Below are 15163 nucleotides of genomic sequence, written 5' to 3' on the forward strand. Positions count from 1 at the left end.
ACTTTATTGTTGTTCTATTAATTTACGATGAAAACACTGGCCGACATTGGCGCTAACGTTACTGTTTCGTTTGCGGCGAATATCTTATCGTCCTTAAGACGAGTCATGTTCTTTCTGCCATCAATGACCACTTTGTATTTATTCATGTTAACCGTTGATGCTTTATCATTTTTGTTCAAAATCACCACTATAGCCGGTGACTTACTTTAACCGTTGGCCAGAAACGACAAATGTTAAATCGGAGGTGCAGCACACACCCTCCCATGTTAATAAGACGTTAAACCACGATGGCATACTAACCTTACAAGCTAATTACGCCAATCTTATGCATACGTATTCACCATTTGCAGTGGTACTAAAACGCTAGCAGGCGCTAGAGAATGGCGATTCACGCGCATTCTCAGTGTATTTTTTTGCACTAACGGCAATAAAAAAGCGCCTAATCGAAGCCCCTTTCAATTGCATCGGGCATTGGATTCGGAATTCGGGATTGGATTCAAAATTAGAATTAGTCAGGAACCAAGTCGAATACCTTACTTTCTAGACCTTCTAGGCTGATAGTAATTTCAAGCCCATTTTCAGTAGCTGTCATGGTGGAATCTTCATGAGATAGCAGCGCCTTTACAGCAATGGGGTTATTACTAAGAGTGGTGTTATTAGCATTGTTAATCGAAAGGCTATTAAGTACCGCGCTGTTAAAACTACCGCCTAACGCATTTATTTCCATCATATCCGCAGTGGGAACGGTAAGGGTAAACTCCCCTGTTGCATGAGCTGAAAAATTCGCGATAACTAAAATTGCATCGTTTTCAGCATGTCGGATAAAGGCAAACTGTTGCTCGGTATAACCGTGTGGGCGCGAACTCTGAATTTTATTATGAGTGATACTTTTAAGCGCAGTTTGCGCTAAATTCGCAGCGTGCAAACTAATAAAGTCACCTAGGATGGCAGCATTGCTAGAAGCGATTTTCATCACTTGTTCATAAAACCGGCGTAAAGATTTTTCTTCAGCCGTTGACTGACCACCATCAAATTGCCCCTGATTCATCCAGCGTTGATGGGCCGGTACGCCAGCATAATCAAATATAGTAGTTCGAGTAGGGTCGCCAAACCCCGTATCTTCACTGCCATCCTCCCCTACATCTTGCCCGAAATAAAGTAAGAATGGAGCTTTGTTAATAAGTGCACTTACCGTTAGCGCTGGTTTGCCTTGTTCAGCACTTCCCGCAAAATCAGCACTTGGAATTCGTTGCTCATCATGATTTTCTAAAAAATTAAGCATGTGCGATGATATGTCTGCAACCTCTTTATTAGCGCTGACTAATGCACTGACCTTTCCCTCACCTCGAATAATCGACTTTAAGGTGTCGTAAAAGCCCACTTTATCGTAAAGGTAATCCATCTTACCTAGCTGAATGTAGTCTCTGTATTTATCGGGTTGGTAAACTTCCGCTAGTAAAAACGCATCCGCGTTTTGTTGCTTAATGGCACTGTTTAAAAATGACCAGAATTCTACGGGCACCATTTCAGCCATGTCGAACCGAAAACCATCAACGCCTTTATCTAGCCAGTAAATGGCAATGTCTCTAAATTTGTACCAAGAATCTGGCAATGATTTGTCAGCCCAAAAAGCGGCATGCACTGCCGCTGACTTATCACGATACGCTTCTGGTAACACAGGAAAGTCATAGGTTCCGTCAGGCCTGACACCGTAATTTATTTTAACCGTTTCGTACCAATCATTAATATCAGGCTGTGGTGCTCGACTGCCATTGCCCGTCCATTTAGCTGGAAATTCATCAAACCTCCTGTCAGCCAAAGGATGCTGATTTTTTTCAGTAGCTTTGCCGCCTAAAACGGTATCTGCAACGCCTTCTGGTAATTCAAACGGGGTATTGGGTATGTAATAGAAATTATTTTCTCGAGAATACGCTTGCGATGTATCGTCGTTAGCACCGAAGTTATCATGGCGTGGCGACAAAGATTGATAACGGCGTGCAACATGATTAGGCACTATATCGATAACCACTTTCATACCGTGCTGATGAGTGCGCTGAATAAGCGCTTCAAATTCATGTAATCGATTCGCAGGATTGACTGCTAAATCAGGGTTAACGTTGTAATAATCTTTAACTGCATAAGGTGAACCAGCACGTCCCTTAATTACATCAGGATCATCGTCACTAATTCCAAAATTAAGGTAACTGGTAGCAAGAGCATGGTGCGGTACACCGGTGTACCAAATATGAGTGGTACCTAAGGCTTTTATACTTTCAAGTGCCTGTGGTGTGAAATCATTGAACTTCCCCACTCCATTTTCTGCAAGTGTGCCCCAAGGTTTATTAGTTGTATTAGTATTACCGAACAATCGAGTAAACACTTGGTAAACCACAGGTTTGCCAGTGTAAGGGGATTGGTTTGAAATAGGGGAATGAACGGTGGTTAGCCTTTCATTTTTGATACGCTCACTTTTCATGAGTTCGGTTTCTGTCTTTGGGTAAGCGATACAGGATAAGAGGCCTAGTGATAATGCCGTTACCGTCATTTTTTTTGCTGTGTTTTTCGCCTTACATGAAAACGTGACTTTCAAAAAATTTTGGCGATGTATTCTTTTCATATCTAACACTACGAGCAAACCTTAATATTGGAATGCCAATAGCATACGCGTTAAGGGAATGTTAAAACAATTCCATACGTATTCAATACCATTTTAATACGTATAGACTGTCAAATTCCTTTTCCCTCGAACATTTAACGCTTGATGTTCTAGATTATATGACTGTGCTAAGTAGATTTTAGCGGCCATAAAATCGGAGATGGTAAATTAACTAAGCAGCTTTACTCGTGGTAAATTCATCAGCTGATTTCGCGGCAGCACCGAACATATCTTCCGTCAAACTACCTGAGATATCATCTTTAATACGCAGTAAGAAACTACGTAAAGCTGGCGTTAATTCACTTTCAATAGACTTTGGCTTAATCCGATAGACAGCTCGAAGACCGTTGTAATCAATTGGATCACCTAAACGCTCAAAGTTAAAACCAAACATTTTCAATCGACGAGCTAATTTGGGCTCCATCAGCACATAGGCATATTCCATTTCTTGCTCAACGCAAATACTCAGAGCAATAAAATAAAGCGCCAAAGATAGGTATGGGATGTGTTCAAGTAAGACACTTTCTGCCTTACTCACTTTCTGGTTACCGGATGGCTTGAATGGGGCTTTCGATTTTAGTTGTCTAACTCTAAAAGACTTAGGAATAGCCAAACGAGAGATTTCACAAATGGAAGTTCGACCAAGTTGCGCAGGCACTAACGCTTTGTCTTCAATAGCGTGAATACACTTTTCTTCTAGCGGTAATGCTTGGTTTCTAATCGCTGGCATAATAATGCGAATAGTCCCTGCACAATCACCTGTAGGTAAATGTTTGATGTAGCAATTTACCGAGTAATCATCGTAACGATCTATTTCTAACCCCGTAGACCGCTCTTTTTCAAAATTCATTTCTTCACAATAGACATTATGCCTTGTGCTGAAACACGTCTCTCTGTCTTCGGTATTTTGTGCCACCACGAGTGAGTAACGACTAAAGAAAAAACTCGACAATTCATCTATCTGTTTTTTCTTTCTTTTGTTTCTCAATTTCTTCAAATTAGAAGAAATATGGCTATGCATTATTTTTAATTTATTTAGCGAAGTAGCGACACGTTTTTTCAATTTTATGGTCCTCTATAGATTTAGCAGGCCCAGTTTGAAAAGAATGACAAAAGCTTACATTATGAACACACACAATTTCACTTTTGAATACAACAATTCAAACCGATTTATAGTTTTGATTGATTATTATTATCCCGGCTCTCACGTATGAGGCTATTACCTGAGATATACTCTGATTTTGCTAAACGATCGTAAAGTACAACGTTAGCGGTGGCGGCCAGATTCATGCATGAGTAAGTGGGTATGTAAACAACATGGTCACACCACTCAAGAACGTTCTTATCTAAGCTGCCATCTTCTGGTCCAAAAATGTACATTGCATTTTCGGGATGTTTGAATTCGGGTAAAGGTAATGCGCCTTCTACTAGCTCTATGGCTACTACACTTGCATTTTCAGGCACAACTTCTTTTAAGTCATCAACACCAATAGTAGGGATCTTTTTATGGAAAGCCTTCGTATCAGCATTAAAATTCTTTGCGATTCTGTATCGGTAGCCCGTGTAAAAAACACTAGACACCCCATAACAACCTGCTGCACGTAATATAGACGCAACGTTCACGGGGTTTTTCGGGTTTACTAACCCGATACTTACTGTTTGCTTTGAAAGCGAGATGGGATCCACACAACCTCTTTTATTTTTTTTATAGGTAATATTCTTTAAATATCACCACTTTGGCTACTGCGATGTCATGCCATTCTAATTTATTATTACGCTTTGTCTTGCACTAAATCGTTATACTTTCGTTTAATTTTTTTACGCAACACTTTTATTATTGTTAAATTGTACTAGCGACGCAGACATTGTACGTCTCGCCATTCGTCGTCCTTGCCCATAACCACGCAACAACTTCTTTTTATCCATTGTTAAACGCTTTACACAAAACGCTTCATCGGGTGCGATGACCGTAATCTTGCAGTCAGACGGCGATTTTGCAAGAAAATTCAATGTTTCGTTATAAATTTCTGATCTTTTTAATATTTTTTCAAGTAGTGCTGGTTGTCCACCATACATCTTTTCGAGTAACCATGCTGTTTTAACCGCGGGTTTAGAAAAACCTTTTGGTTGAGAAAGCACTACGGTTATATCCCGTGCGCCCATTTCATAGGCTTTTATAACTGGAATAGCGTCTGCCACTCCACCATCAACATACTGTTTTTGTTCAATAACTGGTTGTTCTCGGAACGCAGTGGGTATAGCGCAGGATGCCACCATTAATGCATCAACATTTTCTGCTGTTGCTTTTATATACTCACAGTCGCCCGATTCAACATTAGTAATGCCGACATACAAAGGCATTGCTGCTTTTTCTCCGGGAGCTGGTATGCCTAATGACTTTTTAGAGTGATGCCATAACCAATGTACATCGGTCATGTGCCCACCTTTAATAAAACGCATCGGGCTAAAAAACTCCCGTTTTGTCGCATATTGCATAATGATGGTTTTACTAAGCCCTGGCATTCTAGCTACATAGGTTGAAAGGTTGGTTGCACCAGCCGATACCCCTATCGCGAAATCGAACGGATAGTGATTCTGTTCCATGAACTTATCCAATACGCCAGCTGCAAATACCCCGCGCATTGCGCCACCTTCTACTACTAACGCTGATTTCATTGTTAAAGTCTCCGTATAAATAGCTAATTTATATATCGCTATCTTAACAATTCCTTCTACTGGAGTGTCTCTAGACTGAAAGCATAAAGAAAACAATGTCAGTCAATCATAACCATCACTAACCATGACTTTAACTAACGAAGGCTCTATATAAACGAGACCATATAAGCAGAGCTACGTTGAGCCCCGCTATTCGTTACTACTTATGTTGAATATAGCAAGGTGCGTTCCAATAGTTCGAGTTTTTTATTCTGCCGAAATTTTGAAAAAAGAATTGCGGGAAAAATTGATTGGTTTAATGGAAAAAACTGTTTAAAGAAAGAAAAAAGCCGTGGAAAACCACGACTTTAGTTTTTAAGTAAAACTTATAGAATTATTTACTATCAATTGTAAGCTTAGGAGACTGTCCATTTGGTCCTGACACTACAAATTCATACAAGCCCGACTCTACCACCTCAATGACTAGGTTGTTGTTGCTAAATGACAACACTTTTGGCTGATCTAGCGTTACTAGGTTAGATACAGCATCATTTGGGTTACCTAAGTTGACCGTATTCCAATCTTCTGATGCCACTTTAAACTCTGCGCTGCCCACGCTAAGCTCAATATCTACCGTGTAAACACCCTCGCCTTGATAGGTGAACAGGTCGGTAGTTCCCCAGCCGTTCATACCACCGCGCACATACACTTCTGTGTCACCGAAGTAGGCTTCTTTATACACACCTATGGTAGGATTGCTTTCGTCATTTACATCAAAAACAAACACATAACGGTCAGCTTCTTCAATGGTGAGAAGCAGGTTGTCATTTGTTCTCGCCAAAGCAGTTGTTTGGCCGACGTTCACATTTTTATCTGCATCATCAGCACTTAAAGCGCCAAAGTTAACCGTATCCCAATCCTCAGAAGCGACTTTGAATTCATAACTACCTGGGTCTATATCCATTGTTACCATATAGATACGCCCCCCTTGATAGACCAGCTCATCATCAGTGCCCCAATCGTTCACTGCACCTCGAATAAATACAGGTAGTCCAACGTAAGGCTCTTCGTTCTGCACCGTTAATACCGGAGACTCTGGATCCGAAGCATTAGTAGTAAACAGATAGGTAGCGCTAATGTCAGGTGTGAACGTTAAATTGTTATTCGTTCTAGCCAAGATTTTAGATTGAGCCTCTACAACAGCCGCCTCGTCACCTACTGTGGCACCAAAATTAACCGTTTCCCAATCCTCTGAGGCAAACTTAAAGCCGTAAGTAGTACCGCCTTCTAGAGCAACGGCAACTTCATATACGCCATCACCCTTATAAGTGAAAGGATTATCAGTGGTCCAACCGTTCATATCACCGCGAAGGTAAGGCGTAGTTTCGCCATAAGGCACAACATCCGGCGCACCAGAAGTCGCATAAGCCGACAAACCGTAATCTTGTGCGCCTGATTGCGGCTTCACAAATACGGCAATGGTCAGTGCTGGAACCGTGAATATACCATTCCCGTCTTCAGATTCGTTAAACGTAGCCCCTCTTACCGCTTCATCACTTGAGTTCATTTGCCGTGCATGCAATGAAAACCCGGTTGCGGTATTGATACTTATAGATTGCGTGTCGTACCCCGTATTCACAAGTACGACGATGGCATCATTTTGCATATCGAGATCGGTACGTGGGGTTTTAGTATCATCCGTAACACCATCATCAATACTCATGGCTATTAAGCCTTTTTGCTGGTTTGTACCGATATTGTGAAAGCCAATACGGTCAATAATGTCCTCTGCGGTAGTTAAACGAAATAGCGGGCTTTCCATACGAATGGCAAGCAACTCGTTAAATACATCCGACGCAAACATGATATCGGTCATAGATGCTGCTCGTTCTGGGCTATAAATAAATTCACCCATTTCTTCCCAGCGAACTTCATTGTCTTGTGCTAACGGTAAACCCACGTTCCAGTTATTCGTTGCATAGGTAAAATCAACGAAGTTGAACCAATCACCTGCATCATAGGTGTTTCTGTCCATAGACTTAGAGCGTAGTAAATCGCCGCCCATTTGTAAGAATGGAATACCTTGAGACACCAGCGGGATACCGATAGCAACATTCTGTGCACGGACGCGCTCATTCAACGAAATATCCATCGGCAAGGTGTAGTTCAGTTGATCCCATAAGGTTTCATTATCATGTTTAGACACATAATTAATAATGTCGGCGGGATCGAGTGCGTAGCCACCTAAATTGCTGGTATTGCTCGCTACGCCAGCAGACGTTTCAAGCACGTAGTCTTGTAGTGTACCTACCATGCTCATTTTAACCTTGTCCTGATCACTTAGTAGCGCGTCAGAGTCAGGTGAAAAGATATTCCCTTGGCGAATAGCTTCACGAATTCTATCGTTGTACGTGCCTATTTGCGTACCGGCCATATTTAGCTGGTTCGCTTGCTCATAACCTCTATCAATGCGCGTCCAGCCTTCACCGTAGAAGTAATTATCTTCATCCAAAGCTTGAACGCTGTTGCGCAATTGCAACATCGTCTCTTTAGAGGCTTGGCTCATAATGTCGAAACGAAAAGCGTCGTATTTGTAATGCTCGGTCCACATAAGTAGTGAATCTTGCATCAATTTTTCCATCATTACGTTGCGCGGCTCTGTATCATCGCAGCAGGTTTCGCGAACAATAACTCCGGTGTCTGTATCATAACGATGGAAATAGCCAGGAACTACCTTATCCAGTACAGATTTCGCAAACACGCCAGAAGCATTGGTATGGTTGTATACCACATCTAAAGCAACGCGAAGTCCCATTTCATGCAAGGCTTGAATCATTGCACGCATTTCAACAATACGCTCTACACCTTCTGCACTTGACGCATAGCTGCCTTCCGGTGCGTTAAAATGATGTGGATCGTAGCCCCAGTTGAAACCATCAATAGCACGCATATCGCTTGTAAGTTGCTGTGCTTTCGCCGCTTCAGCTAGTGGGTCGTAACTGTTGTACACATCAATGAGTAGTGTGGCACTGTTCTCTTCCTCACAAACTGCAGCTTCGGTATTAAGGCGACATAAGTCAGCAACTGTGTCGAATAAACCAACGGTTTTAGTGGGGTCTTCATCAATGGTGGCAATATCGTTTGCCGGCAGCACATGGAAGTAGTTTAATCCTGCCTCTACCAATTTTTGTAGGTGTAAAACAGGCGCCGTGTTTTGCTCAGTAAACGCTAAATATTTGCCACGATTTGCTTCGCTTGTAGACATATCACGAATACTGAAATCACGAACATGACCTTCGTAAATAACGGCATCTTCAGGGTTTTCTAACGTGGGAATGTTCTGAGTATCCCATCCTTCTGGTTTTAAATCATCATCGGCTAAGTTTACAAATCGAGAGAAACGGCCATTGGTGCTAAGGCTTACCGAGTAAGGGTCAGTAACTTCAAGTACTTCTACTGCCCCTGTTTGCGGATGAAAAACCGTCACTTCATAGCGGTAAAGCTGTCTATCTAACGATATGTCTCCTTCAAATTGCCAAATGCCTGTAACGGTGTCGCATGTCATGCTATAGCGATTAGCGAGGGTTTTATTATCGTTGTAGGTCAGCAAATCTACATTTTGAGCCGTGGGTGCCCATACCGACACCGCAATACCCGTGTCAGAATAAACGGCCCCTAAACGTGCTTCATTTGCATCTTCATTACCCGCGGTATAAATAGCATCAATTACCTTTGCGTTTTGTAAACCTGTTGCTGCTACTAAAACGCCATCACTGTCATACCCACCCACTACGGTTTGGGTGGTCAAAACCGTTTTAGCATCCTCTAGGCTCCAGTCTCCTTCCCACGCCTGAAGACCCGCTAGGTTTTCTGCTTTAGCAGTTTGGCTCTCGTCTAACGTGGCAGGCATTAACGCTACTGACGTGCCGTTAATACCACTTTCCAGTGAACTCTCTAAGTCAGCATTCGGTGAATAGTGAAGCTTCACCGTAGATACGGTATCAGCCACATCCCACAATATCGTATTCGCATCTAACCAATGTGCGCCAAACCCCTCTATATCCACTGGCTGTGGCCCAAGTGACATAATTGGGTATTCAAATAAAGTAGGCTCTCCCGATAAGGTAAAGTTCATTCGCACGTAAGTATCATCATCTTGAACTAGCGAAGCTTGGAAGTCAGAACCGCCTAGCTCTTTACCTGCATCGTCAGTGCCTAAGTGAATGATAAAATTATGGCAATCATCAAAATCACTTTTTAAATCTAAAACCCAATACGCACCATAATTAGGATCGATACCCGTATGTTGACGTCCGTTGGCCCAATCAGTATCTGAATCGGCATAAGCGTCACATTCATCGTTATTCCAGGTATGCAAACGCCAGCCTTCGTACACGGGGTCGTTTGTGGAGTTATCAGCATCAACTGCCGCGCGGTTGTAGTATAAAACCGCTTGATTATCTGCAGGGAAAAACACCGGCAGTGGCAAGCTAGGATCGGCGCCAACCACACACGTATCATTAGTTTTATTTGGTACCGTAGGTGCATCACATTGAATAGGCGGTGGTGCGACGCACGCGGTGCCGTCTGCATTAGGTACGTTTGGTACATTACAAGTCAGTAAATTGTTTGAGCCAGACTCAACACCTGAGCCTCCACAACCTACTATAAAGAGCGCAGTTAAGATAAGCGCTGCAATGCGCCACACCTTTAGCGTCGATAATGGCGTTGACAACGGTTTTGTTAGCATGGATAACTCCAAATTTTTCTTTTTCATATACGCAGTATTGGCATTAATTGACTTAGGATTCAGCTTTTGGGAGAGGGGTAAAATACTCATAATTGGTATGTCATCCCCAAGTAATACTGCGTACCGAAAAACTGAATGGTGCCGGTTTGTTCAGAAGAGGTGAAATAACTTTTGGTAGGTTCGTCGGTAACGTTGTTTACTTGAAACAAAACGCTCCAATTATCGTTAATTTCATAGGATGCTTGGTAATCAACAACCAATTCAGAATCAAAATTAACGGTTTGATCGTTAACCGCCACTTGTTCAGAGACAAAGAAATCTCGATAACGCCCAGATAAGCGAGTTTCAAACCCTTCGTATTCCCAAAATAGCGTTACCGTGGCCACATTTTCAGATAAGCCAGGCAAGCTATCCGAATACACCGAACTACTCAACGTACGTTGAATTTCACTTTCCGTGTATGAATAACTAGCGGTTACCCCTAAACCAGACCAGAAGCTTGGCAACATGCTATAAATTTCAGTGTAGGCAATTTCAACACCGCGAATATAACCACCTTCAGCGTTATTCACCGCCGTGCTATAGCTACCATTTTCTGTAGGAACCGTAACAAAAATAGGGTTACCATCGGCATCCCGAGACAACTCAGCCTCTTGCCCTACAAATTCAGGTTCAAGATAGACAGGGACCTGAACCGACTCGGGAACCACAATACCGTTGCCATTGAAGTCATAAGGTTCTATGTTAATTTCTTCAATGAAAGACTCTATGTCTTTGTAGAACGCTGCCAGTATCAATGCCCCTTCGGTATCCTCAAAATAGTATTCCCATGAAATATCATATTGGGTGGCATAGAAAGGCTCTAGGTAAGGGCTATTTGTTGCGTTCCCGTTTACCTTGGCGGTAGGTTGCGACAACGTCACCTCCCCCGAGTCTCTATCTTGCACAGCAGTCACCGTTTCAACAGTGGTAGAAGCATTTGCCGCAAACCTATTGATAGGCGCACGCCCCATCACTTTTGCTGCAGCGACTCTTAATTGAGTATTATCTGTAAGCGCAAAATTTAGATTAATAGACGGCAGCAAATCGTCGTATTCGTGGGTGAGTGTTGTGAAGCGATAAAAGTTATTAATAAGGCCAGCATCATCGGTAATGTTTTGTGCACCAGCGGTAGGATCACTTATCTCTACCGTAACACCGGTTTCTGGATCGGTAATTAACGATGTGGCTCGTTGGTATGTGGTAGAACTTTGCTTTGTTTTTACGTAACGAACACCCACATTACCGGTAACTGGCATACCCGCAATCTCAGTACTGAGTCCCGCCATTAGATAAGCTGAGTTTACGGTTTCAAAGACCTGTCCACTTTCTTGCATAGTCCAAGAGGTAGACGGCCCCGTACCTGGGCCATTAATCACGCCAGCAGCACCTGGCCCCCAAGTTTGAACGGGTTGAGGGTAGCCGCTTGGAAACCATGCATTTAACGCACTGTTTAAATCTACCGACAAATAGCTTGGGAAATAGCTGAAATCGCCAGCCCAATCAACTTGTTCCACCATGTCGTTAGTTAAACGCAGCGGTGGCTCACTTGCAGAAAATGCACTGTCGTTGCCGTATTCAAATACCGAGCGATCGTTGCTGTACTCTCTATCGGAATAGCGATAACCGAACTCCAAGCCTGTCACGATGGGCATGTCGATAAAGTATTGGAAATCGACCTTGTATGCATCAAGCTCATCTTTGTTCACAAAGGGGTAAATGCCGTATTTACTCACCATCACCCTATCGATATCGGAAAACGCATCTGCTTGATTAAAGGCTAAATCAGGAAGATTATTGCCATTCAGCAAATACGAAATTTGAACGTTCTCATCAAACACTGGGCTAACGGCGTTGGCATCTTCACTGACTAACGACCATAGCAAGCCATTACGGAAATCACTTTTCGCGGTGGAACGTGACACATCAAATTGTACTGACAAGTCAGCACTAATTTCCCAATCTGCGTTAATACCAAAGTTTTCAACGCTATCGAAATCTTGGTTGTCGTCGTTAACTAGCTCAACCCGAGTAAAGCTACTGTCTGTTCGAGAAAAAGTGCCACCAATCACACTATTGTTCACAATAACAGGATTCGTGATGCCTGCCGTAATACCACCTAATTTCACTCGATACCCACGGGCAAATTCTTCTGAATCGAACTTAGAAATAAATGCATCGGCTTTTAAGGTGAAATTTTCCAGTGGTGCCCATTCTATGGCTGCAACGTACCCGTCACGAGTTTGCTTTCCCCCCTTGTGTTGCATTTCAAAGCCTTCCGAAATGAGCTCACACTCTGGGCAGTCTGTGCCTGCTCTGTCGATGTCACCATCAATCCCATCTACATCAACAGCCCCGTTATACGCTAATCCCACAAACTGGGTAGATACACTGGGTTGGAATAAACGTGCATAACCAAGAGATAACCCTACGGTATCGTCCATGAACTTCCCTTGATAGGAAAAGCTCAATCGATGACCGTATTCACTCGCATCAGATATCTCACTGGCTCGGTCGTTATACATACCCCGCATGTTGGCACTAAACTTATGCTGCTCCTCCATGGCTAATGGGCTGGCTGTTTTAAGCTCTACCGTTCCCGCAATGCCCCCTTCAATCAGCGATGCTTTAGGCGATTTATATACACTTGCTTCGGTGATCAATTCTGAAGGATACTGGTCGAACTCAATGGCTCGGCTTCCACTAGTAGACACTTGCTCACGACCATTGAGTGTAGAAAACACAAAGTCACCCGCTAAACCACGAATGTTTATTTCAGCCGCTTGGCCTCCAGTACGCACTGCAGATATACCTGGCAATCGTGTAAGAGCATCTGCCATAGATACATCAGGCAAACCGCCCAAATCATCAGCAGAAATTTGTTCTGACACCGTGTCAGAAAAACGTTTTTGGTTGAGTGATTGTATGAGGCTAGTACTAAACCCCCTCACCTCTATGCGTTCGAGCGTTTCCTCAGTTATGTCATCCGCAGCTGGTTGACCGCGCGATTGATCAATTGAGGTTTCATTACTGACTTCATCAATAGTGTCTTTTGACGTTTGCTGTGCGTAAATTGGCAGAGAAAATGCCAACCCACTACTGACTAACGCCACCATGATAGGCTTAAGTTTGAATGTTCTCATTGGTGCCCCGTTCCTTGTTTTTTATCAACGGTTCGGGAATACCACACCCAAACTCGTCACTTATGGTTCTGCCATAAATAGTATCGGGTTGTATAAAAAGAGAGCAACACTATGCATACGTATTCATTTACATTAAATTTACACTGCGTTAAATATTAGAAGAGCCTAACTTAATAGAGTATATAAAGCGTTGAATTTAAACGGAGAATAGCCCCCCAATAAAAACTGAAGGGGTCTATAGAATAGTTAGGTGTTAAGGAATGTTAATTTCTTAGCCGTGCTGCACATCAACGCTCACTGAGGCGAACCGAATGCAGAGTATATTGAAGCGATGCTAAATACGATGAAATAAGTAGCACAGAGGCCCGCAACACACCCGCAATAGAAATCCAAACTAATTAAAAGCTCACAGACGTTTTATTTGCAGTATCAATCATAGATTGAATGTACGCATCATGCGTTGGTAACGATGCAATTGGTTCACGCTTAATGTTATACAACGACGACAGCATGGCTTGCGTTTTCTCATCAGAAAAACTATTCGCTAACCCATGATAATCTTCAGGCACTAACCCCTGCCCATACATGACTTGTAGCCATGAACTCTCTAAAAACAAGTCATTCTGCTCGCGCACTAAATTGCCATTTTGTTTAAACAGTGCCATTTTGTGAGTCAACGAATCTGGTAACGTTAAGTGCCGCATATCTCGCCAAAAATCACTGTCTTCGCGTTCATTTAAACAATAATGTAGTACCAGAAAATCTCGTATTTGCTCAAATTCTACTTTTGATTGTGCGTTGTACTCTTCAACAGCACTATCTGAGATACCTTGGTGTGGGAAAAGTTTTATTAACCTTACGATGGCTGATTGAATCAGATGAATACTGGTAGATTCCAAAGGCTCTAAAAATCCAGAAGAAAGCCCTACCGCAACCACATTTTTATACCACTGCTGTCTACGACGACCGGTAGTAAATTTAATGAGTTTAGGATCGCCCAGTGGTTTGGTATCTAAGTTAGCCATTAGCGTGTCGTGGGCTTGGCTATCACTAATATAACGTGAACTATAAACGTGACCATTGCCATTACGATGTTGCAATGGAATACGCCACTGCCAGCCCGCATCATGGGCGATAGAACGGGTGTAAGGTGCAGTATTTTCGTGGCGTTCAGAAGGTACTGCGATAGCCGAATCGCAGGGGAGTAAATGAGACCAATCATCATAACCCGCACCCAGGGTTTCGTTAATCAACAACCCTCGAAAACCAGTGCAGTCTATAAATAAGTCGCCATCAATAGCGTGGCCATTTTCGAGATGCAATGCTTTCACATTTCCACTGTGTTTGTGCCTTGATACATGGCTGATTTTACCTTCAACCCTTGTAACCCCCATTCCTTCACTGAGTTTACGGAGATATTGTGCATAAAGTGAAGCGTCAAAGTGGTAAGCAAAAGGAAGCTCTAAAACGGGATCTTTTGCGTTAATACGTGCAAATTTACCTGCCTCAGCCGCTAAGTAGTTAAGGTCATACTCCCATAAATCGTTTTTCAAACCCTGCTGACGCGCTTTTAGCCAAAAGTGATGAAAGTGACAAAAGGCCATGCTTTTACCTGGCGCGCCGAACGTGTGGTAGTACTGTTGCCCTTGTTGCTTCCAGTTTTCAAATCGAATTGCTAGCTTAATGGTAGCTTTGGTATCACGAAGAAAAGTTGCCTCGTCAATACCTAGCACTTGGTTAACTAATCGGATAGGCGGAATGGTGGCTTCGCCTACGCCTACGGTGCCGATAGCTTCAGATTCGACGAGGGTAATCGTAACTGCGTCGCCGATGACTTTTTTTAGTAACGCTGCAGTTAGCCACCCTGCGGTGCCACCTCCAGCAACCACGACTTGCTTTACCGGCGTGTGTTTCATTTCT

8 protein-coding genes are annotated in these 15163 nt (G+C 42.9%); all 8 read right to left on the reverse strand.

Annotation, left to right across the window (positions count from 1 at the left end; genetic code table 11):
• Positions 1 to 17 precede the first annotated feature (17 nt).
• A complete protein-coding gene (locus Q4561_RS02735; RefSeq protein ID WP_368411514.1) occupies positions 18 to 188 on the reverse strand; it encodes a cyclomaltodextrinase C-terminal domain-containing protein in 171 nt (56 codons plus the stop codon).
• 320 nt (positions 189 to 508) lie between these two features.
• Positions 509 to 2545 carry an alpha-amylase family protein gene (locus Q4561_RS02740; RefSeq protein ID WP_303457435.1) on the reverse strand — a complete coding sequence of 679 codons (2037 nt, stop codon included), beginning with the start codon at positions 2543 to 2545 and terminating at the stop codon, positions 509 to 511.
• Between the two features lie 283 nt (positions 2546 to 2828).
• Entirely contained in the window at positions 2829 to 3719 is an 891-nt protein-coding gene (locus Q4561_RS02745) for a PEP-CTERM/exosortase system-associated acyltransferase (protein WP_303457437.1), read from the reverse strand.
• 107 nt (positions 3720 to 3826) lie between these two features.
• The gene (locus Q4561_RS02750; protein ID WP_303457659.1) at positions 3827 to 4333 is read right to left on the reverse strand and encodes an RNA methyltransferase; all 507 of its coding nucleotides are present in this window, start codon (positions 4331 to 4333) and stop codon (positions 3827 to 3829) included.
• 141 nt (positions 4334 to 4474) lie between these two features.
• Positions 4475 to 5332: a patatin family protein gene (locus tag Q4561_RS02755; RefSeq protein ID WP_303457438.1), complete on the reverse strand. Its 858-nt coding sequence runs from the start codon at positions 5330 to 5332 to the stop codon at positions 4475 to 4477.
• A 373-nt stretch (positions 5333 to 5705) separates the two neighbouring features.
• The gene (locus tag Q4561_RS02760; protein ID WP_303457440.1) at positions 5706 to 10061 is read right to left on the reverse strand and encodes an alpha-1,6-glucosidase domain-containing protein; all 4356 of its coding nucleotides are present in this window, start codon (positions 10059 to 10061) and stop codon (positions 5706 to 5708) included.
• Between the two features lie 86 nt (positions 10062 to 10147).
• Positions 10148 to 13243, reverse strand: coding sequence for a TonB-dependent receptor (locus tag Q4561_RS02765; protein ID WP_303457441.1), 3096 nt, complete (start codon positions 13241 to 13243; stop codon positions 10148 to 10150).
• Positions 13244 to 13641: 398 nt separating this feature from the next.
• On the reverse strand, positions 13642 to 15159 hold the full coding sequence (locus tag Q4561_RS02770; RefSeq protein WP_303457661.1) for a tryptophan halogenase family protein: 1518 nt from the start codon (positions 15157 to 15159) through the stop codon (positions 13642 to 13644).
• Positions 15160 to 15163 lie beyond the last annotated feature (4 nt).

It is taken from the genome of Alteromonas sp. 1_MG-2023, assembly GCF_030547075.1.
Classification (GTDB): Bacteria; Pseudomonadota; Gammaproteobacteria; order Enterobacterales; family Alteromonadaceae; genus Alteromonas.